At 52.4% G+C, this 21,348-nt stretch carries 17 protein-coding genes; 15 read left to right on the plus strand and 2 right to left on the minus strand.

Annotation, left to right across the window (positions count from 1 at the left end; all coding sequences use genetic code 11):
• Positions 1–162: 162 nt before the first annotated feature.
• Entirely contained in the window at positions 163–1,320 is a 1,158-nt protein-coding gene (gene queG, locus AB3G37_RS02570) for a tRNA epoxyqueuosine(34) reductase QueG (protein ID WP_369789620.1), read from the minus strand.
• Between queG and nnr the strand changes: the two genes are divergently transcribed.
• The 13 genes from nnr to AB3G37_RS02635 all read left to right on the plus strand — a co-directional run bounded on the left by nnr (position 1,319) and on the right by AB3G37_RS02635 (position 19,319).
• Positions 1,319–2,833 (plus strand): bifunctional ADP-dependent NAD(P)H-hydrate dehydratase/NAD(P)H-hydrate epimerase, encoded by a 1,515-nt coding sequence (nnr, locus tag AB3G37_RS02575; protein WP_369789621.1) that lies wholly within the window; start codon positions 1,319–1,321, stop codon positions 2,831–2,833. The two genes, queG and nnr, sit on opposite strands and share 2 nt — an antisense overlap.
• A gap of 9 nt (positions 2,834–2,842) precedes the next feature.
• A complete protein-coding gene (tsaE, locus tag AB3G37_RS02580; protein WP_009636735.1) occupies positions 2,843–3,310 on the plus strand; it encodes a tRNA (adenosine(37)-N6)-threonylcarbamoyltransferase complex ATPase subunit type 1 TsaE in 468 nt (155 codons plus the stop codon).
• Positions 3,311–3,383: 73 nt separating this feature from the next.
• Positions 3,384–5,090 carry an N-acetylmuramoyl-L-alanine amidase AmiB gene (gene amiB / locus AB3G37_RS02585; protein WP_369790878.1) on the plus strand — a complete coding sequence of 569 codons (1,707 nt, stop codon included), beginning with the start codon at positions 3,384–3,386 and terminating at the stop codon, positions 5,088–5,090.
• 40 nt (positions 5,091–5,130) lie between these two features.
• Positions 5,131–7,113, plus strand: coding sequence for a DNA mismatch repair endonuclease MutL (gene mutL, locus AB3G37_RS02590; RefSeq protein ID WP_369789622.1), 1,983 nt, complete (start codon positions 5,131–5,133; stop codon positions 7,111–7,113).
• A complete protein-coding gene (gene miaA, locus AB3G37_RS02595) occupies positions 7,106–8,047 on the plus strand; it encodes a tRNA (adenosine(37)-N6)-dimethylallyltransferase MiaA (protein WP_369789623.1) in 942 nt (313 codons plus the stop codon). The genes mutL and miaA overlap by 8 nt, the downstream gene beginning before the upstream one ends.
• Positions 8,048–8,161: 114 nt before the next feature.
• The gene (hfq, locus tag AB3G37_RS02600; RefSeq protein ID WP_009636739.1) at positions 8,162–8,470 is read left to right on the plus strand and encodes an RNA chaperone Hfq; all 309 of its coding nucleotides are present in this window, start codon (positions 8,162–8,164) and stop codon (positions 8,468–8,470) included.
• 98 nt (positions 8,471–8,568) lie between these two features.
• Positions 8,569–9,927: a ribosome rescue GTPase HflX gene (gene hflX, locus AB3G37_RS02605; RefSeq protein ID WP_009636740.1), complete on the plus strand. Its 1,359-nt coding sequence runs from the start codon at positions 8,569–8,571 to the stop codon at positions 9,925–9,927.
• Between the two features lie 17 nt (positions 9,928–9,944).
• The gene (hflK, locus tag AB3G37_RS02610) at positions 9,945–11,219 is read left to right on the plus strand and encodes an FtsH protease activity modulator HflK (RefSeq protein ID WP_009636741.1); all 1,275 of its coding nucleotides are present in this window, start codon (positions 9,945–9,947) and stop codon (positions 11,217–11,219) included.
• Positions 11,220–11,222: 3 nt separating this feature from the next.
• Complete coding sequence (gene hflC, locus AB3G37_RS02615; RefSeq protein ID WP_009636742.1) at positions 11,223–12,233, plus strand: protease modulator HflC; 1,011 nt, start codon at positions 11,223–11,225, stop codon at positions 12,231–12,233.
• A 192-nt stretch (positions 12,234–12,425) separates the two neighbouring features.
• Positions 12,426–13,724, plus strand: a complete 1,299-nt coding sequence (locus AB3G37_RS02620; RefSeq protein ID WP_369789624.1) for an adenylosuccinate synthase — start codon at positions 12,426–12,428, stop codon at positions 13,722–13,724.
• 354 nt (positions 13,725–14,078) lie between these two features.
• The gene (gene rnr, locus AB3G37_RS02625; protein WP_009636744.1) at positions 14,079–16,637 is read left to right on the plus strand and encodes a ribonuclease R; all 2,559 of its coding nucleotides are present in this window, start codon (positions 14,079–14,081) and stop codon (positions 16,635–16,637) included.
• Positions 16,638–16,769: 132 nt separating this feature from the next.
• Positions 16,770–17,516 carry a 23S rRNA (guanosine(2251)-2'-O)-methyltransferase RlmB gene (gene rlmB, locus AB3G37_RS02630; RefSeq protein WP_009636745.1) on the plus strand — a complete coding sequence of 249 codons (747 nt, stop codon included), beginning with the start codon at positions 16,770–16,772 and terminating at the stop codon, positions 17,514–17,516.
• A gap of 171 nt (positions 17,517–17,687) precedes the next feature.
• Complete coding sequence (locus AB3G37_RS02635) at positions 17,688–19,319, plus strand: isovaleryl-CoA dehydrogenase (RefSeq protein WP_369789625.1); 1,632 nt, start codon at positions 17,688–17,690, stop codon at positions 19,317–19,319.
• 126 nt (positions 19,320–19,445) lie between these two features.
• Here the strand turns inward: AB3G37_RS02635 and bsmA are convergent, their stop codons facing one another.
• Positions 19,446–19,769 (minus strand): biofilm peroxide resistance protein BsmA, encoded by a 324-nt coding sequence (gene bsmA, locus AB3G37_RS02640; RefSeq protein ID WP_009636747.1) that lies wholly within the window; start codon positions 19,767–19,769, stop codon positions 19,446–19,448.
• Positions 19,770–19,996: 227 nt separating this feature from the next.
• Here bsmA and yjfP point away from each other — a divergent pair, with 227 nt between their 5' ends.
• The gene (gene yjfP / locus AB3G37_RS02645; RefSeq protein WP_369789626.1) at positions 19,997–20,746 is read left to right on the plus strand and encodes an esterase; all 750 of its coding nucleotides are present in this window, start codon (positions 19,997–19,999) and stop codon (positions 20,744–20,746) included.
• Positions 20,747–20,953: 207 nt separating this feature from the next.
• Positions 20,954–21,346: a 30S ribosomal protein S6 gene (rpsF, locus tag AB3G37_RS02650; protein WP_009636749.1), complete on the plus strand. Its 393-nt coding sequence runs from the start codon at positions 20,954–20,956 to the stop codon at positions 21,344–21,346.
• Positions 21,347–21,348: the final 2 nt, after the last annotated feature.

Here is a 21,348-nt window from a genome sequence, read left to right on the forward strand (position 1 = left end):
CTTCCAATATTGCCAAAAAATAACTTGCTGATTTTTAAAGATAAAAAATAAACTCAAAACGTTATAGTGATCTCTTGCGCTTTTTTGTGCAGTTGATCGGCAAAGCATTTTTATTTTTATGCACAGCGAAGAAATTCCGGCTTTTACAGAAAAACCTGCGTTTTATGCGTCTCTAGGCAGGCCTTTTTCCACAGCGCGGATCAGCCGTTTCTTCTGTGAAGACTGCACTTCTATCTGATGTTCGCTTCTTCTTGCCGTTTGCTGCGCGATAGCCCACTCGATATGTTCATCCAGCATGCTATTTTCTCCTTTTCTACCTTGCAGCGCTAAAACTATGTTTTCGTCGTAAGGCGCATTTCCCAGCGCCACCGAAATATTACGCAGCCAGCGTAGATGTCCAATGCGTCGAATCGGCGATCCCTCGGTGATGCGCAGGAACTTCTCTTCTTTCCAGTTAAATAACTCAATCAATTCTGGGGCATGCAGCGCTGCGCGTGGGCTAAAATCATCTTCGTCAGTCAATTGCGAATAGCGATTCCACGGGCAAATCAGCTGGCAATCATCGCAGCCATAGATTCGGTTGCCCATTAACGGACGAAATTCTTCAGGAATGGCGCCTTCAAGCTCGATAGTCATATAAGAGATACAGCGGCGGGCATCGACCTGATAAGGCGCGACAATAGCGCCGGTCGGGCAGGTAGTGATACAGGCTACGCAGCGGCCACACTGCTCTTCTTGCGGTTTGTCGACTGGCAAGGGCAGGTCAATCAGCAGTTCGCCGAGAAAGAACCAGGAGCCAGATTCACGATTTAGAATTAGTGAGTGCTTACCAACCCAGCCAAGTCCCGCCTTCTCGGCCAATGGGCGTTCCAAAATCGGTGCAGAATCGACAAACGGTCTGAAGGTCAGGGCAGTATCCGGCTGCGATTCACTGCAAAAATTCTGAATCATGTCGCCGAGTTTTTTCAGCCGCTGGCGCAAGACTTTGTGATAATCACGGCCCAGGGCGTAACGGCTAACATAACCAAGTGTTGGATTATTCAGGGTTTTCGCAAAAGCAGCCTTAGCGGGCAGATAGTTCATGCGCACGCTTATCACCCGCAGTGTTCCGGGCAGCAGCTCATGAGGACGGGCGCGCAGCATGCCGTGACGCGCCATCCACTCCATCTCTCCATGATATTGTTTATCAAGCCACTCTTGCAGCTTTGGCTCTTCTACCGACAAGTCGGTATCGCAGATGCCAACTTGCTGGAAGCCTAGCGACTGGCCCCATTGCTTGATATGTTGGGCTAATTGACTGAGATCGAGGAGGTGTGTCATGACTAACCAAATTGAAAAACAGAACCCGGCAAGTTTACCATACTCCGTCTATTCTGCGGACTGGTTAAGGAAGGCCGAAGCCGATGCTGCCCGCGATAGCGGCCTTTCACTGTTTACATTGATGCAGCGCGCAGCCGCGGCGGCTTTTCAGCTGGCCCGATCGAAATTTCCCCATGCTACTGAATGGCTGGTGCTTTGTGGGCACGGCAACAACGGCGGTGACGGCTATGAAGTCGCGCGGCTGGCAAAATTGGCCGGTTTGAATGTTACCGTATTGGCAGTTGACAGTGAAAAGCCGCTTCCCGCTGAAGCAGAGCAGGCCAGAAGCGCGTGGATTGCGTCAGGCGGTCAGATTGGCGCAATCGCCTCTCCCTGGCCTGAGAACAGCGCGCTTATCGTTGATGCGCTGATGGGCACCGGTCTAGCTTCGGCGCCGCGAGAGCCGCTGGCTGGCTACATCAAGGCCATCAATCAATATTCCGCGCCAGTAATTTCGCTGGATCTGCCCTCTGGTCTGGCAGCAGAAACCGGTGCTGCGGCGGGAGAGGTGGTTCGTGCGGCGCTGACGATGACATTTATCGCCTTGAAACCGGGTTTGCTGACCGGGCAGGCCAGAGATTACGTCGGCGAGTTGCACTGCGACGCACTGGGCCTTCAAAGCTGGCTCAGCGGGCATCGGCCTCTTTTGCAGCGGCTGGATGCCAGGCGGTTGCCGGAATGGCTGCATCCGCGTCGTCCGTGCTCCCACAAGGGCGAGCACGGGCATTTACTGCTGGTCGGTGGAGATATCGGTTATGCAGGAGCGATTCGCATGGCTTCAGAATCCGCACTGCGCGCTGGTGCAGGGATGGTGCGAGTACTCACTCACAAACAACATATTGGCCCGCTGTTGACCGCGCGACCTGAACTGATGGTGCAGGAGCTTACTGAAGAATCGATTAAAGCCGGGCTTGAATGGGCCAGCGCGGTGGTAATAGGACCAGGGCTTGGCCAAAATGAGTGGGGTAAATCTGCTTTCAAGCTCCTCTCCGCTAGCGATAAACCCGCTTTGTGGGATGCGGACGCGCTTAACATGCTGGCAAAAGCTCCCGAGAAACGGCAAAATCGCGTCTTGACGCCTCATCCCGGTGAAGCAGCCCGACTTTTGGACTGTTCAGTCAAAGATATTGAAAGCGATCGCTTACTTTCATTGCATCGCCTGGTGCAGCGCTATGGCGGCGTGGTGGTATTGAAAGGCGCAGGCACGCTGATTGGCTCGCAAGAGGGGCAAATTGCACTTGCCGATGTCGGTAACGCGGGTATGGCCAGCGGCGGAATGGGTGATATCCTTTCAGGCATTATTGGCGGTCTGCTCGCTCAGAAGTTATCTTTTTATAATGCAGCATGCGCTGGAACAGTCGTTCACGGCACGGCGGCGGATATCATTGCTCAACGCCAGGGCACGCGCGGCATGCTGGCAACGGATTTGTTACATTGGATAGCCCCGACGGTTAATCCTGACCTTAAAAAATAGAAATCACCCATGAATCAAATTAACTTACCTTTGCCCGATGAAGCTGCCACCCTGAAGCTTGGGGCTGATTTAGCCAACGCCTGCACTGGCGCGACTGTCATTCATCTCTTTGGCGATCTGGGTGCCGGAAAAACCACCTTTAGTCGTGGTTTTCTGCAGGCTCGCGGTCATCAAGGCAATGTAAAAAGCCCAACCTATACCCTGGTCGAGCCTTATCAGCTTCATCCGATGGCGGTCTATCATTTTGACCTGTATCGTCTCGCCGACCCCGAGGAGCTTGAGTTCATGGGCATTCGCGACTACTTCACCGAAGACGCGATTTGCCTGGTTGAATGGCCTCAGCAAGGTGCGGGCGTTTTACCCGATCCCGACCTGGAACTGACGCTTGCCTATCAGTCAGAAGGCAGATTGGCGACCATCAAAGCTGTTTCAGAGGCAGGTAACCGTTTACTGCAGATGCTACAAAAGCAAGGATAATGCTGTAATGATTCAATGCGTTAACAGATTTTGGAAAAGCGTCGCGACGAGTGTGTTGCTCGCCGTGGCAGTGATGATACCTGCTCTCACCGTTCCTGCTTTTGGCGCAGGGATGAAAAACATCAATGTTTCCAACGGGAGTACGCAATCTACCGTTACCATCGATTTTGATGGCAAGCCTGACTATTCATTCTTCCCGCTGCACAGTCCAGAACGGGTGGTTATTGATATCAAGCAAGATGGCGTAATGCGTGGGTTACCGCTGAACTTTAGCGGGCAAAATCTGGTTAAGCGGGTGCGCGCGAGTACGCCAGCGGAGGCCAAAACGCAGCGTCTGGTGTTTGAGTTAACGCAAAAAGTCAGGACCAATGCTCAGGTCCATCAGGATGGCAGCCAATACACGGTGATCTTTACGCTAAATGCGGCCACCGCGCAGCGTAATACCTCGCCAACGATTTCGCGGGTGCAGACCGTCAGCAGGCCGTTACCAGCACCTTCGTCGAGCGCCAATCCGTTTGACGGCGATAAAACAACGGTGGCGATCAGCGGTAAAGTTCCTGCGGCCAATTTAACGCCGCGTACCGTGGGCACCACCTCTGATAACCAAATCATCGTGGCAATCGATGCAGGTCACGGTGGACAAGATCCAGGCGCCCAGGGCGTGGGCGGGTTGAAAGAGAAAAACGTGACTATTGCCATTGCCCGCAAGCTGCAGGCAGAAATGGCGCAGGATCCGATGTTCAAGCCGGTACTGACCCGTGACGGCGACTATTTCATTTCGGTGATGGGCCGTTCGGACGTGGCGCGTAAAAAAGGTGCCAATCTGCTGGTATCAATCCACGCCGATGCCGCACCAAATCGCAGCGCCAGCGGGGCCTCGGTCTGGGTACTTTCCAACCGTCGCGCCAACAGCGAAATGGGTAACTGGCTGGAGCAGCACGAGAAGCAGTCAGAATTGCTGGGAGGCGCGGGGGACATGCTGGCCAACACCGCCTCTGATCCCTATCTGAGCCAGGCGGTATTGGATCTTCAGTTCGGCCATTCGCAACGCGTGGGCTACGACGTCGCGGTAAAAGTCTTACAGCAGCTGCGCAAAGTTGGCGCGTTGCACAAGGCGAAACCAGAGCACGCCAGCCTAGGCGTGTTGCGTTCGCCGGATATCCCTTCTCTGTTGGTCGAGACGGGCTTTATCAGTAATCCAAGCGGGGAGCGGCTGCTGGGCAGCAGCGCGTATCAGGATAAAATTGCTCATGCCATCTATGAAGGCCTGCGCAATTATTTCCTGTCGCATCCGTTACAAACCGGCCCAAAGGTCGAAAACCGACCGTTGCTGGCCAACGCAACGGCGGTCAATAACTCAGCGCCTGACAGTGCGTCCCTAAGCCAGCCCGGGCCGATTGAAACCACGGCAGCACTTGGCGGCGCGACGCAGATTCACAAGGTAGTACGTGGCGAAACGCTAACCGGGATTGCAGCACATTACGGTACAACCAACGGCACGCTGCGCGATCTCAACAAGCTCAAGAAAGATGGCGTATGGGTCGGGCAACGGCTGAAAGTGCCGGCAGGCAGTGTGGCGGCATCACAAAATACTACTGCCAAAGTCACCAGCACTCATGGGGCGAAGAAAAAAGCGGCAAGGCATAAAGTGGTGCGCGGTGACACGCTGTCGGCGATTGCTTCGCACTACGGTGTTAGCATGAGTGAAATCAGAACTGCTAATCATATGAAAACCGGTGACGTACAGTTGGGGCAAACGCTGACGATTCCGCAGTCCTGATCGCGCGTTAATATCATTTATCGAGACTACAGGAGCGGCTATGCCGATTCGGGTACTGCCACCGCAGCTGGCAAATCAGATAGCCGCAGGTGAGGTTGTTGAACGGCCCGCGTCGGTAGTTAAAGAGCTGGTCGAAAATAGTCTCGATGCGGGTGCCACGCGAATTGATATTGATATCGATCGCGGCGGCGCCAAGCTGATCCGCATCCGCGATAACGGCTGTGGTATTAGTAAAGACGAGTTGGCGTTGGCGTTGGCGCGGCATGCGACCAGTAAAATCAGCTCGCTTGATGACCTTGAAGCCATCCTTAGTCTGGGTTTTCGCGGTGAGGCGTTGGCCAGTATCAGCTCGGTTTCTCGTCTGATGCTGACTTCGCGGACTGCCACGCAGGATGAAGCCTGGCAGGCCTACGCCGAGGGGCGTGACATGGCGGTAACGGTAAAACCGGCCGCGCATCCGCAAGGCTCAACCGTTGAAGTGCTGGATTTATTTTATAACACCCCGGCGCGACGCAAGTTTATGCGTACCGAGAAAACGGAATTTACTCACATTGATGAGGTAGTGCGGCGCATTGCGCTGGCCCGTTTTGATGTGTCATTCAATCTGAGCCATAACGGCAAGCTGATGCGGCAGTATCGCGCGGTGAAAGATCCGGCGCAAACTTCGCGTCGGCTGGCCAGTATTTGCAGCACCACCTTTGTTGAGCATGCTTTGGAAGTCGAGTGGAGCCACGGTGATTTGGCGATCCACGGCTGGGTGGCCGATCCCGCCGGATCGCGTAATCTCACCGACATGCAATATTGTTACGTGAATAATCGCATGATGAAAGACCGGCTGATCAATCACGCGATCCGCCAGGCCTATCAGGATCAGCTTAAAGATGATCAACAACCGGCCTACGTTCTGTATCTCGATGTTGATCCGCATCAGGTAGATGTCAACGTGCATCCCGCGAAGCATGAGGTGCGTTTCCATCAGTCTCGGTTGGTGCATGATTTTATCTATCAGGCAGTTGTCTCAGTATTGCAGCAGGCCGGATCGCCAATGCTGGATACCACTGAACCTCAGGAAGAAACGCCGCGCTGGCAGCCCGAAAACCGGCAGGCCGCAGGAGGGAATCATTTCGCTCGGCCGTCTGAAAACCCTGCAAAAGTCGAATCAGCGCGTGCTAAACCTCATGCGGGCGGATCATCGTCGTCTTCTGGCGTCTCATCTCAGAGCAAAGCCATTTTCCCTGAAACATCGCGCTCGGCCCATTTACGTGAGCCAGCGCAGCGTTTTACCGAGGGAAATCCTTACAGTAAGCCGCAGGGCGAGCTTTATCAGCGTCTGCTGCAGCCAACTGAAAGTCCGGATTATCAGGTATCGCTGCCGTCGGTGGCAGAAAAGGCTTCCGGAGCAGAAACCGCAGCCCAAAAGCCCACTGCTGCGGGGGGGCAAAAGGCCGAAAATGCCCTTGAAGGACACAGCCAAAGCTTTGGTCGAGTGATGACGGTTTGCGCATCAAGCTATGCGCTACTGGAGCGTGGTCAAAAATTAGTGCTTTTATCGCTGCCGGTGGCAGAAAGATGGTTGAAAACGGCCCAGCTGACCCCCACTTCTGAAGGATTGAAGCCTCAGCCGTTGCTTATTCCGGTGAAACTGAACCTCAGTAAAGAGGAACGCGTGGCGTTTACCCGCCATCAAGCTATGTTTCAGCACTTTGGCATTGAGATGCAGCTTGAGCAGCAGCGTGGGACCTTACGCACAGTACCTTTACCATTACGCCAACAAAATTTACAAAAGTTGATACCCGACCTGTTAGCATATGTTTCAGTCATGCAGGAAATCACTCCTGATGCGGTAGCTATGTGGTTTGCCCGCAGTATTGGCAGTGAACATGAAGTCTGGACGGTATCACAAGCTATACAATTACTTACGGACGTTGAGCGACTTTGCCCCCAGTTGGTCAAATCTCCACCTTCCGGACTCTTGCAACCTGTTGATTTACAGCCGGCCTTGGCGGCTTTCAAGCATGACTGATTCAGAAAATACAGCACTTCCTCCTGCAATTTTTATTATGGGCCCTACGGCTTCGGGCAAAACTGCCTTGGCGATGGCCCTGCGCCAGCAGCTTCCAGTTGAACTTATCAGCGTTGATTCTGCTCTTATCTACAAGGGCATGGATATTGGCACCGCTAAGCCGACGCCCGAAGAACTGGTAGAAGCACCGCACCGCCTTATTGACATCCTCGATCCGGCACAATCTTATTCGGCAGCTGATTTCCGCGCCGATGCGCTGCGTGAAATGCAGGAAATCACCGCGCGTAAGAAAATTCCGTTATTGGTCGGCGGAACAATGCTTTATTACAAGGCCTTGCTGGAAGGGCTTTCTCCCCTTCCTCCGGCGGATCCTCTGGTGCGTGAGCGTATAGAGGCTGAGGCGGCGGAGCAGGGATGGGAAGTGCTGCATCAGAAATTAAGTGAAATAGATCCGGTTTCGGCAATGCGAATTCATCCGAATGATCCTCAGAGACTCTCCAGAGCACTGGAAGTTTTTTATATTTCGGGTAAAACTTTAACGGAACTCGTTAAAATTTCGGGTGAAGCTCTACCTTACCGGGTACATCAATTTGCGATTGCACCTACGAGTCGCCAATTGTTGCACGATCGTATTGAATTGCGTTTTCGGCAGATGGTTGCCAATGGATTTGAAGACGAGGCGAGAGCGCTATTCACTCGAGGTGATTTGCATACGGACATGCCTTCCGTTCGTTGTGTCGGTTACCGCCAGATGTGGTCATATTTTTCTGGTGAAATCGACTACGATGAAATGGTTTATCGTGGTGTTTGTGCGACACGGCAGCTGGCCAAACGCCAAATGACTTGGTTGCGCGGTTGGGAGAACGTAGAGTGGCTTGATTCAGAGAAGCCAGAAGAAGCTTTAAACCGTGTAATTCAGGTTGTTAGTGCATAGGTTGGATGATTGTGTACAATTGATAAGTACTCAACGCGCAAATTTTTTATGTGATTTATTTTCGAGCTTCTAGGCTCTAAGTTACAAACAACAAACAAATAAGGAAAAGATAGAATGGCTAAGGGGCAATCTTTGCAAGATCCGTTCCTGAACGCATTGCGTCGCGAACGTGTTCCGGTTTCTATTTACTTGGTGAATGGTATTAAGCTGCAAGGCCAGATTGAGTCTTTCGATCAGTTTGTGATTCTTTTGAAAAACACGGTAAGCCAGATGGTGTACAAACACGCTATCTCCACCGTTGTTCCTTCGCGCCCAGTTTCTCATCACAGTAATAATCCAGGTGGTGGTACTACCAATAACTATCATCATGGTAGCGCACCGACTGCTCCACAGCAGCCGCAGGATGGCGATGACGCCGAATAAGGCGCACAGCTATTCAATCTCGAAGGGGTTCATAAGGGGTTTAATACCACTTATGTGCCCCTCGTTGAATTTTTTTTCTCAATTGAGAGGTCACACGCTTGTTTGACCGTTATGAAGCCGGTGAACAGGCCGTACTGGTTCATATCTATTTCTCGCAGGACAAAGTCACTGAAGATTTAAGCGAATTTGAATCGCTGGTCTCTTCAGCAGGTGTCGAGGCATTACAAGTCATCACTGGTAGCCGTAAGGCTCCACACCCAAAATACTTTGTCGGTGAAGGAAAGGCCCAAGAAATCGCGGATGCCGTTAAAGCTACAGGCGCATCTGTAATCCTGTTTGATCACGCATTATCACCTGGCCAGGAACGTAATCTTGAAGCCTTGTGTGAATGTCGCGTGGTTGATCGCACCGGACTTATTCTAGATATTTTTGCCCAGCGCGCCCGTACTCACGAAGGTAAATTACAAGTAGAATTGGCACAGTTACGCCATATAGCAACCCGACTGGTACGAGGCTGGACTCACCTTGAACGCCAGGGCGGCGGGATTGGTGCGCGTGGTCCAGGCGAAACCCAGCTTGAAACTGACCGCCGTCTGTTACGTGACAGAATAACCCTTATTTTAAGTCGCCTTGAACGCGTTTCCAAACAGCGCGAGCAGGGACGTCGTTCCAGAATGCGTGCCGACATTCCGACAGTTTCGCTGGTGGGTTACACCAACGCCGGAAAGTCTACGCTGTTTAACCGTATTACCGAGGCCGATGTTTACGTGGCCGATCAGTTGTTTGCCACACTGGACCCCACCTTGCGACGCATTATGGTTGCTGATGTAGGTGAAACGGTGATGGCGGATACCGTAGGGTTTATTCGTCACCTGCCCCATGATTTAGTTGCCGCTTTCAAAGCAACGTTGCAGGAAACCCGACAGGCATCTCTGTTATTACATGTGATTGATGCAGCGGATATTCGCGTCGAGGAAAATATCGACGCGGTAAATACGGTGCTGGCAGAGATTGAAGCAGATGACATTCCTGCGCTGTTAGTGATGAATAAAATAGATATGCTGGATGATTTTGTTCCGCGTATTGACCGCAACGAAGAGAATTTACCGATCAGGGTCTGGTTATCAGCCGTGACAGGTGAAGGCATCCCGTTGTTATTTCAGGCATTAACGGAGCGTCTGTCAGGTGAAATAGCACAAGTTGAATTGTGTTTGCCACCCGATGCCGGCCGCCTTCGTAGCCGTTTTTACCAGCTTCAGGCGATTGAAAAAGAATGGATTGAAGAGGATGGAAGTATCGGTTTAATGGTGCGAATGCCCATTGTTGACTGGCGCCGCCTCTGCAAACAAGAACCGGCTATGGGCGAATACGTCCGTAACGGCTTCCCGGTAGATTTCGAAGAGAAAAACCACTGGGATAACTTGACTGATATAGAGCCTGAAGAACACCAATCATAGAATAATGGAGCTATAACATGGCGTGGAATCAGCCCGGTAATAACGGACAGGACCGCGACCCCTGGGGAAGCAGCAAAAATAGCGGCAACTCTGGTGGAAATAATTCTGGTGGAAATAACAATAAAGGCGGGCGCGAACAGGGCCCACCTGACCTTGATGATATCTTCCGTAAGCTCAGTAAAAAATTAAGCGGTTTTGGTGGTAAGGGATCCGGCAACGGAAATACCACCGGCCCGCAAAAGAATCTGAGCGGTCGGTTCGCTGGTCTTGCCGTGGTCGCCGTAGTGGTGATCTGGGCAGCAAGCGGGTTTTATACAATCAAAGAAGCAGAACGCGGTGTAGTTACCCGTTTCGGTAAGTTCAGCCACTTGGTTGAGCCTGGCCTGAACTGGAAACCGACCTTTATCGACCAGGTTCAGGCGGTTAACGTCGAATCTGTTCGCGAGCTTGCAGCCTCCGGTATCATGCTGACTTCTGATGAAAACGTGGTGCGCGTCGAAATGAACGTGCAGTACCGCGTTACCGATCCTCGCGCCTATCTGTATAGCGTTGCCGATGCCGATGACAGCCTGAGTCAGGCAACTGACAGTGCGCTGCGCGGCGTGATTGGTAAATACACCATGGATAAAATCCTCACTGAAGGTCGTACGACAGTTCGTAGCGACACTCAGCGCGTGCTGGAGGAGACTATTCGTCCTTATCACATGGGTATTACCGTTCAAGACGTTAACTTCCAGACAGCGCGTCCGCCGGAGGAAGTGAAGGCTGCTTTTGACGATGCCATTGCCGCCCGTGAAAACGAGCAGCAGTATATTCGCGAAGCGGAAGCCTACGCCAACGAAGTTCAGCCTCGCGCCAACGGTCAGGCTCAGCGTTTATTGGAAAATGCCAAAGCTTACAAAGATCGTACCGTGCTGGAAGCACAGGGTGAAGTTGCGCGCTTCTCGGAACTGTTGCCTGAATATAAAGCCGCGCCGCAAATCACCCGCGAACGTCTTTATATCGAAACAATGCAAAACGTTCTTAGCCATACCCGCAAGATTATGATCAACGATAAAAGCAACAATTTGATGGTATTGCCGCTTGATCAAATTCTGAAGGGTAAAACTGCAGCAGCCACGGGTAGCGAGAGCGATGCCAACAGCATGATCCCTCTTCGCCAGACAACAACTCCGTCGAGCAGCAGTAAAAGCAGCAGTGCCAGCAACAGCTCAAGTTCTTCTGGCAGTGTCATGGATCAGCGCCGTGCCGATGTACAGCGTGACGACACCGTTCGCGTAGGGAGAGAATAACCAATGCGTAAGTCAATTTTACTTGTCGTTGTTGTAGTGTTGGTGGCGCTTTACGCTTCACTATTCGTGGTGCAGGAAGGCCAGCGCGGGATTGTGCTGCGTTTTGGCAAGGTTCTGCGCGACGGTGACAACAAGCCGTTGGTGTATGCGCCAGGCCTGCATTTCAAAGTGCCATTCGTCGAATCAGTGAAAACGCTGGATGCCCGTGTGCAAACTATGGACAATCAGGCCGACCGCTTTGTGACCAAAGAGAAGAAAGACCTGATCGTCGACTCTTACCTGAAATGGCGTATCAGCGATTTCAGCCGTTACTACCTGGCAACCGGTGGTGGCGATGTGTCTCAGGCTGAAGTATTGCTGAAACGTAAATTCAGCGACCGTCTGCGTTCTGAGATTGGTCGTCTGGACGTGAAAGATATCGTCACCGACTCTCGCGGTCGTTTGACGCTGGACGTTCGCGATGCCCTGAATAAAGGGACTGACGATGACGATGCCGCCGCTGCTGCTACAACCGAAGCCGATGATGCTATCGCCTCTGTTGCCAAGCGCGTAGAGCAGGAAACCAATGGCAAAGTGCCTGCGGTGAACCCTAACAGCATGGCTGCTCTGGGTATTGAAGTGGTTGATGTGCGTATCAAACAAATCAACCTGCCGGCCGAGGTGTCTGATGCCATCTTCCAGCGCATGCGTGCAGAGCGTGAAGCCGTGGCTCGTCGTCATCGTTCGCAAGGTCAGGAAGAGGCCGAGAAATTGCGTGCCACTGCCGATTATCAGGTTACTCTGACTCTTGCCGAAGCTGAACGTCAGTCGCGTATTACTCGCGGTGAAGGTGATGCTCAGGCGGCCAAACTGTTTGCCGATGCATTCAGCGCTGACCCTGACTTCTACGGTTTTATCCGTAGCCTTCAGGCGTACAGAGAGAGCTTCAGCAGCGGTAACGACGTAATGGTGATGAGTCCTAACGATGATTTCTTCCGCTACATGAAATCACCGGACAAGACGACTAAACCATAAGCCGATACTGACAGATTGACAGTATTGCCAAAAGGCCCCTTGCGGGCCTTTTGCTTTTTCCGAGCATCATTCTTGTATCAGAGAGCTGTCGCACGAAACGGCAATTTTTCAGCCAATCGGATGCTAAAAGTACTGAAAGCCACCGGTCAGGATGTTAGTATCTTTTTTTAACGCAACCTGGTGATTATTGAGATGGGTAAGAACGTCGTCGTACTTGGCACTCAATGGGGTGATGAAGGCAAGGGCAAGATTGTTGACTTGCTGACTGAACGGGCAAAATATGTGGTGCGCTATCAGGGCGGTCACAATGCCGGTCACACTCTGGTTATCAACGGTGAAAAAACCGTACTTCATTTGATTCCTTCTGGCATTTTACGTGAAAACGTCACCAGCATCATCGGCAACGGTGTGGTTCTGGCGCCTGACGCGTTGATGAAAGAAATGGGTGAACTTGAAGCCCGTGGGATCCCGGTTCGCGAACGTCTATTGATCTCCGAGGCCTGCCCGCTAATCCTGTCCTATCACGTTGCACTGGACATGGCGCGTGAGAAAGCGCGGGGTGCGAAAGCCATCGGCACCACTGGCCGTGGTATTGGCCCAGCCTATGAAGACAAAGTGGCTCGCCGTGCATTGCGCGTCGGTGATCTGTTCAATAAAGAAACTTTCGCCCACAAGCTGAAAGAAATTGTCGACTATCATAACTTCCAGTTAGTGAACTACTACAAAGTGGAAGCGGTTGATTATCAAAAAGTTCTTGATGATGTGATGGCAATTGCCGATATTCTTACCGCTATGGTTGTCGACGTCTCCGATTTGCTGGATAACGCACGCAAAAAGGGCGAGCTGATCATGTTTGAAGGTGCGCAGGGTACATTGCTGGACATCGATCACGGAACTTATCCCTATGTAACCTCGTCAAATACTACAGCAGGCGGCGTAGCTACCGGTTCTGGTATGGGCCCGCGTTACGTTGATTACGTGCTGGGTATTGTGAAAGCCTACTCAACTCGCGTCGGTGCCGGTCCATTCCCGACCGAGCTGTTTGATGATGTGGGTGAATATCTTTGCAGGCAGGGTAACGAATTTGGCGCCACCACCGGCCGTCGTCGTCGCTGCGGTTGGCTTGATATTGTGGCCGTGCGTCGCGCGGTGCAGATTAACTCCCTTTCCGGTTTCTGCATGACCAAGCTGGACGTGCTGGATGGTCTGCAAGAGGTCAAGCTGTGTGTGGGATATCGCCTGCCAAACGGTAAAGAAGTCACCACTACACCGCTGGCGGCTGAAAATTGGGAAGGTATCGAGCCCATTTACGAAACCATGCCGGGCTGGACGGAAACCACGTTTGGCGTTAAATCGCTGGAAAAACTGCCACAGGCTGCGCGTGATTATATCAAACGTGTAGAAGAGTTGACCGAAGTGCCGGTCGATATCATCTCTACGGGACCGGATCGCAGCGAAACCATGATCCTGCGAGACCCGTTTGACGCGTAATTCTTAATGGCTTCATCACGGGTTTGCCGCGGCGAATCCAATAAAAACCGGGCACTGTGCCCGGTTTCTTTTTGTGGCGGGCACACCACTCAATAGAGTAATCTTAAATAGCCCATCATCTTGGAATCTATTGGGTATTATCGCATTAGGAGCGCTGTCATCATAAATGCGAAAAAAACGGGGTAAAGTACCCACAGGTGAACAGGGTTAGCCTACCGCCGTAGACCACTTTATTGATGAGTTGGATCAATGCACGTTAACCAAGAAGGTTAGCGATTATGCTCAACTCTACAAATTATTGCTTGTTGAAACATAGACTTTCAACAAACTGCTGATGACAACGGAGGAACCGCTATGTCACAAGATCCATTCCTGGAACGAGAAGCAGAAAAATACGAATCGCCTATCCCTAGCCGTGAATTTATTCTCGAACATCTTGGTAAACGCGAAACGCCTGCCAGCCGCGAAGAGCTGGGCAATGAACTGAATCTTTCTGGTGAAGAGCAGCTTGAAGCGCTGCGTCGTCGACTGCGCGCCATGGAGCGTGATGGTCAGTTAGTATTTACACGTCGTCAGTGCTATGCGCTGCCGGAGCGTCTGGATTTGCTGAAAGGCACCGTTATTGGCCATCGCGATGGTTATGGCTTCCTGCGCCTTGAAGGCGTGAAAAAAGACGACGTTTATCTCTCTGCCGAGCAGATGAAAATGTGTATCCACGGTGACGTGGTGCTGGCTCAGCCGGTTGGTACTGACCGTAAAGGTCGCCGCGAAGCGCGCATTGTTCGCGTTGTGGTGCCTAAGGTCAGCCAGATAGTCGGTCGTTACTTCACTGACGCCGGTGCAGGTTTTGTGGTGCCGGACGACAGCCGTCTCAGCTTTGACATCCTGATCCCGGCAGACGGCGTTAACGGCGCGCGCATGGGCTACATGGTGGTCGTCGAGCTGACTCAGCGCCCGACGCGCCGTACCAAGGCCGTGGGTAAAATCGTTGAAGTACTCGGCGATAAAATGGGAACCAGCATGGCGGTAGATATCGCGCTGCGCACCCATGAAATTCCTCACGTCTGGCCACCACAGGTTGAAAAACAGGTCGCAGGCCTGAGTGAGCAAGTTCCCGAAGAAGCCAAAAAAGGTCGCGTTGACCTGCGTAATCTGCCGCTGGTCACTATCGACGGTGAAGATGCGCGAGACTTCGATGATGCAGTTTACTGCGAAGCCAAGCGCGGTGGCGGCTGGCGCCTGTGGGTTGCTATTGCCGACGTGAGTTATTACGTGCGTCCTGGCACTGCGCTGGACGATGAAGCCCGCAGCCGCGCAACTTCCGTTTACTTCCCGTCGCAGGTTGTTCCGATGCTGCCTGAAGTGCTGTCGAACGGCCTTTGCTCGCTGAATCCTCAGGTTGACCGCCTGTGTATGGTCTGTGAAATGACCATTTCAGCCACCGGTAAGCTGACCACTTCCAAGTTCTACGAAGCGGTGATGAGCTCGCATGCGCGTCTGACCTATACCAAAGTCTGGCATATTATCGAAGGTAACCCAGAGCTGCGCGAGCAGTATGCCCCGTTGGTCAAGCATCTTGAAGAGCTGCACAAGATGTACAAAGTGCTCGATCAGGCGCGTGCCGAACGCGGCGGTATTGCCTTCGAAACCGAAGAAGCCAAGTTTATCTTTAACGCCGAGCGTCGCATTGAACGCGTAGAAGCTACCGTTCGTAACGACGCGCACAAGCTGATTGAAGAATGTATGATCATGGCGAACATCGCCGCGGCGCGTTTTGTTGAAAAACATAACGAACCGGCGCTGTTCCGCGTGCATGACCGCCCAAGCGATGACCATATTTCCGCGCTGAGAAGCGTGCTGGGCGAGCTGAGTTTGACCATGGGCGGCGGTCTCAAGCCTGAGCCGAAAGACTATGCCGATATCATGGACCAGCTGAAAGATCGCCCCGATCGCGAGATGCTGCAAACCATGCTGCTGCGCTCGATGAAGCAGGCGGTTTACGATCCGGAAAACCGTGGGCACTTTGGTCTGGCACTCACCTCGTACGGGCACTTTACTTCACCAATCCGTCGTTATCCCGACCTGGCATTGCATCGCGCAATTAAATATGTGCTGGCGAAAGAACACGGTAATCTCAAGGATCGCTGGACGCCAACCGGCGGTTACCACAGCGATTACGAAGATATGGTGGTGTTGGGCGATCACTGTTCTACCGCAGAACGTCGCGCCGATGAAGCCACGCGTAATGTTGCCGACTGGCTGAAATGTGACTTCATGCAGGATCACGTCGGCGAAGTGTTTAACGGGATTATCTCCAGCGTCACCGGCTTTGGTTTCTTCGTCCGCCTGGCTGACCTGTTTATTGACGGTCTGGTGCACGTTTCATCGCTCGATAACGACTACTATCGCTACGATAATATTGGTCAGCGTCTGGTGGGCGAGTCTTCGGGAAGTGTTTACCGCCTCGGTGATGCGGTAGAAATTCGCGTGGAAGCGGTACACATGGACGAGCGTAAAATCGATTTTGCTCTGGTTTCCAGCACTCGCAAACCGCGTGGTGAAGGCAAAACTGCTCGCGATCGTGCCAAAAAAGGCGAGCGCGCAATGCGCCCAGCCGGTGCTGCCAATTCGGGGCGTCGTCGTTCAGTGAAAAAGAACGTAAACTTTGAGCCGGACAGCGCATTTCGTAAAGACGGCGATAAAACTGCCAAACCAGCGAAAGCCAAAAGGGCGGGTAGAGCTGAAACTGCCAAGGCCGCAGTGAAGCCAGAAGCGGCGAAGGCCGGTAAAGTTGTCAGCGCTGTGGGCAAGGACGGCAAACCCAAGAAAGTTAAAAAGCCTTCCGATAAAACGCAGAAGATTGCGGCAGCCACCAAGGCCAAGCGAGCGAAGAAAAAGCAGATTGAATCCTAATCTGCGTATTTATTGACTGATGACAACCTCAGTCAATGATAGAATCGCCGTTAAGCATCACAGCTATTCATGACACATGCGGGCACAAGTTGCCCGCATTATGTTTTTTTAAAAAGCACTATTAAGAGCCTCATGAGCGAAATTATTTACGGTATTCATTCCGTTAAAGCCTTACTCGACAACGATCCGCAGCGCTTTCTGGAAGTCTTTATTCTTAAAGGCCGTGACGACAAGCGCCTGAAACCACTGATTGATGAGCTGGAAGCCAGCGGCATCGTGCTTCAGGTTGCCAGCCGTCAATGGCTTGACGACAAGTCTGAAGGCGCGGTTCATCAGGGGATCATTGCCCGAGTTAAAGAAGGGCGTCAGTATCAGGAAAACGATCTTCCTGCGCTGCTCGAAAGCCTGGAGTCACCGTTTTTGCTGGTACTCGATGGCGTTACTGATCCGCACAACCTTGGTGCCTGCCTGCGTACCGCCGATGCGGCCGGCGTTCACGCGGTCATCGTGCCCCGCGACCGTTCTGCCAAGCTGAATGCGACGGCGAAAAAAGTTGCCAGCGGCGCAGCGGAAAACGTGCCGTTGATCAACGTTACTAATCTGGCGCGTACTTTGCGCGTGCTGCAAGAGCACAATGTCTGGATCGTTGGAACTGCCGGCGAAGCCGATCACACTCTGTTCGAGAGCAAAATGACCGGCCCGATGGCGCTGGTAATGGGCGCGGAAGGCGAAGGTATGCGCCGTCTGACTCGTGAACACTGCGACGAGCTGATCAGCATTCCAATGGCTGGATCGGTTTCCTCTCTGAATGTGTCTGTTGCGACCGGCGTTTGCCTGTTTGAAGCCGTGCGTCAGCGTGCGGTAAAAGCCAAAGGCTAGTATCTAGTATCTAGTATCCGCTGTACGCGGCCGTTTAGCGGTGGCGTAAATATCAAATTCGCCCGCATCCTCAACGGTTGCGGGCGTTTTCATTGTTTGTGATCCACTCTGCGGTAAAAAACTCAGTTTTTACCATACTTAATCCAGATGCTATGGATGACGGAGATGGCGATGAACTGGGAAACTCACCGGGTGTTTAATCAGCCCAAACCTCTGAGCAACAGCAATTTATTCCTTTCTGATACCGCGTTGCGCGAAGCCGTAACCAGGCAACATGCGGCCTGGGATCTCGACGTGCTTGCCTCGCTGGGGCAGCAGCTGGGGTCGGTCGAATCTCTGGAGCTGGGGCGGCTTGCCAACGCCAATCCTCCCGATCTCTTACGTTTTGAACCCACCGGTGAACCGCTGGACGACGTGCGCTTTCACCCTGCCTGGCATTTGCTGATGCAGGGACTCGTGGCCAACCGCGTGCACAATCTGTCGTGGGAAGAGGATGCGCGCATTGGCAGTTATGTCGCTCGAGCCGCTCGTTTCTTGTTGCATGCGCAGGTCGAAGCCGGAACGCTGTGTCCGATTACCATGACACATGGTGCGATCCCTTTGTTGCAACAGTCACTGCCTAATGAATTCCAGTCTTGGCTAACGCCGTTACTTTCAGACCGTTATGACGCCCATTTATTACCCGGCGATAAAAAACGCGGGCTGTTGATTGGCATGGGCATGACCGAGAAGCAGGGCGGTTCTGACGTGTTGAGCAATACCACCACCGCCACGCCAATTGAGAGCCGTGGGTCGGGCGAGTCTTATCGGCTGGTGGGGCATAAATGGTTTTTCTCGGTACCACAAAGTGACGCGCATCTGGTGCTGGCACAGGCGCCTGGAGGCTTGTCCTGCTTCTTCCTGCCACGAGTTTTGCCAGATGGCGATCGCAATCACGTGCGTATTCAACGCCTGAAAGACAAGCTTGGTAATCGTTCGAACGCCAGCAGTGAGGTCGAATTTTTCGATGCCGTAGGTTGGCTACTGGGAGAAGAGGGTGACGGCGTGCGGCATATCCTCAAGATGGGGGGACATACCCGTTTTGACTGCGCGCTGGGCAGCCACGGGATGATGCGCCGCGGATTTTCCGTCGCGCTGTATCATGCCTTTCAGCGGCAAGTATTCGGCAAGCCTCTGATTGAACAGCCTCTGATGCGTCAGGTGCTTTGCCGTATGGCGCTGCGGCTGGAGGGGCAAACTGCATTACTTTTCCGCTTGGCTCATGCGCGCGGAGAGACTGATAATGCCCAGGAACAGGTGCTCGCCCGCTTGCTCACACCGGCTGCAAAATTTGAGGTCTGTCGACAGGGAATGCCGTTTATCGCCGAGGCTATGGAGGTGTTGGGCGGCATAGGCTATTGCGAGGAAAGCGAGTTGCCGCGCCTGTATCGTGAAATGCCGGTTAACAGTATCTGGGAAGGCTCTGGAAACGTGATGTGTCTGGACGTATTGCGGAGCCTGAAAAAGATTCCTGCATCGCTGGAAATGGTTCAGCAACGCCTGCATGAGGTACGAGGCCAGAATCGGCTGTTCGACAAAGCGGCGCGCCAGTTTGTGCAGCGACTGAAAAGGGCCGAAGAGGCGCAGGGGCGAATCATTACCAGCCAGCTGTTTAACCTCTATGCCGCCGCCGAAATGCTGGAGTTTTCTTCACCGCCGCTGGCTGATGCCTGGTGTCGGCTGGTACTCGACGATCGTGGCGATACGCTGATTGACGACCGCCTGTGCCAGCAACTCATTGAGCGGGCCATCGGCGTGCTTTAACACGATGTTTATGAAGACAGTGTTTGTGAAGACAGTATTTGTGAATAAAAGTTTATAAAAACTATGTCATGGACACATTGTTTATGAAGAAAATGTTAACGAACACGATATTGAAGCTGGCCGCTTTTATTTATACAGGATGGCTTCTGAATACCAGCGGCCCGGTCGAATCGAGTCGCTGATCAGCAGTATCTGGTAGTAATGCGCTCCTGCCTCATTGGCCTTGCGATGGATAGCACGTTCCACGTCCATTGGGCTGCCTACTACGTCGGCAGAAACAGTGCCGATTTTAGTCAGTGTAGTGGCCTGCGCGCGCACTATTTCCTGTGCTTTGTCTGTTGGCGGCGGTGGCGGTTCAGGCGTAGTCTTGAGCAGGCTACAGGCATTGAGCATGCACAGTAAAAGTAGTGCACTGAGGCCTCGTTTAATCACGGCAAGTCTGATTTTCATATTGGTATTCCCCAGAAGTCATTATTCAGTGTAGACCTGTCGCGCGCAGTCTGGCGAGGCGCATCTTGTGTCAATTCGCTATCTTTAGTTGATATTGTTTTAACCCCTGTCGGCTGGTTATAAAACATAGCAAAAAGTTAGTGGTGGCATTTTTTCAGGCAGATAAAATGAAACTCGTCACTTACAGGCAGCCTGACTCATTGAGGCCTGAAACCAAGGAGCGAGAGATGGTTGAATTGTTCGAGGAAGACGTTGAGGGGATTCAGATAATCCACGCGGTTCCTGCCGGGAAATATCATGAATTACTGCCGACTGTGTTCTTCTATCACGGATTTACCTCTTCGAAAGAAATCTATTCCTACTTTGGTTACACTTTGGCCAAGGCTGGTTTTCGGGTGATATTGCCCGACGCATTAATGCACGGCGCTCGCGCCGAGCAGGATGAAAGTGTGTTGTTGAAAAACTTTTGGCGAATTCTGCAAAATAACGTCACCGAGCTTGCCCTGCTGAAAGAAACCTTTGTTGCGCGTGGATTGGCCGATGAAAAACGTCTTGGCGTCGGTGGTGTGTCAATGGGGGGAATGACTGCCATGGCGGCGCTGGTGCAATATCCGTGGGTGAAAGCGGCGGCTAATTTGATGGGGTCAGGCTACTTCTCTTCACTTTCAGACCATCTTTTCCCGTCTTATGGCGGCGGCAGCGAACTGTCGCGTGAAGATTTTGAACGCCAAACGGCGCTGTTGCTGAGTCTGGATATCAGCAATAAAACCTCGATAATCGCCAAAAAACCGCTGTTTGTCTGGCATGGCGAAAAAGATGATCTGGTGCCTTACATTGAAAGCTTGAAACTTAAGCAGGCGCTTGAGTCATATAACCAGGCTGTTAACCTGACTTTTATCAGCGAACCCGAGGCGAAACACAAAGTTTCTGTCAACGGATCGATTCATGCGACCGATTTTTTTGCCGCCCATCTGTAATTTCACTGTAAAAAACGTCTACAGATCAAACAAAACTCGCTAACTGAACCGCGCCGAAAAATTAATCAGACTGGGTCCTTGAGTTTCTTGGCTCCCAGTCATATAATTGCGCGTCATTTTTTCAGCCGTACACATAACACGTTCCTTGCTTCCATGGGCCACGGTTGACCCTGACAGGAGGCTGAATAATCCGTAAGGAGCAATTCTATGCGTCATTACGAAATCGTATTTATGGTTCACCCTGACCAAAGCGAACAGGTTCCGGGCATGATCGAGCGTTACAGTGCAACCATCACTAACGCTGCTGGTCAGATTCACCGTCTGGAAGACTGGGGCCGCCGTCAACTGGCTTATCCGATCAACAAACTGCATAAAGCCCACTACGTTCTGCTGAACGTTGAAGCTCCGCAGGAAGCGATCGATGAGCTGGAAACTAACTTCCGCTTCAACGACGCCGTTATCCGTAGCATGGTTATGCGCACTAAACACGCGGTAACTGAAGCTTCACCAATGGTTAAAGCGAAAGACGAACGCCGTGAGCGTCGTGAAGATTTCGCCGAAGCTAACGATGATTCCGAAGCTGGGGATTCTGAAGAGTAATA

The organism is Rouxiella sp. WC2420 (assembly GCF_041200025.1).
Taxonomy (GTDB): Bacteria; Pseudomonadota; Gammaproteobacteria; order Enterobacterales; family Enterobacteriaceae; genus Rouxiella.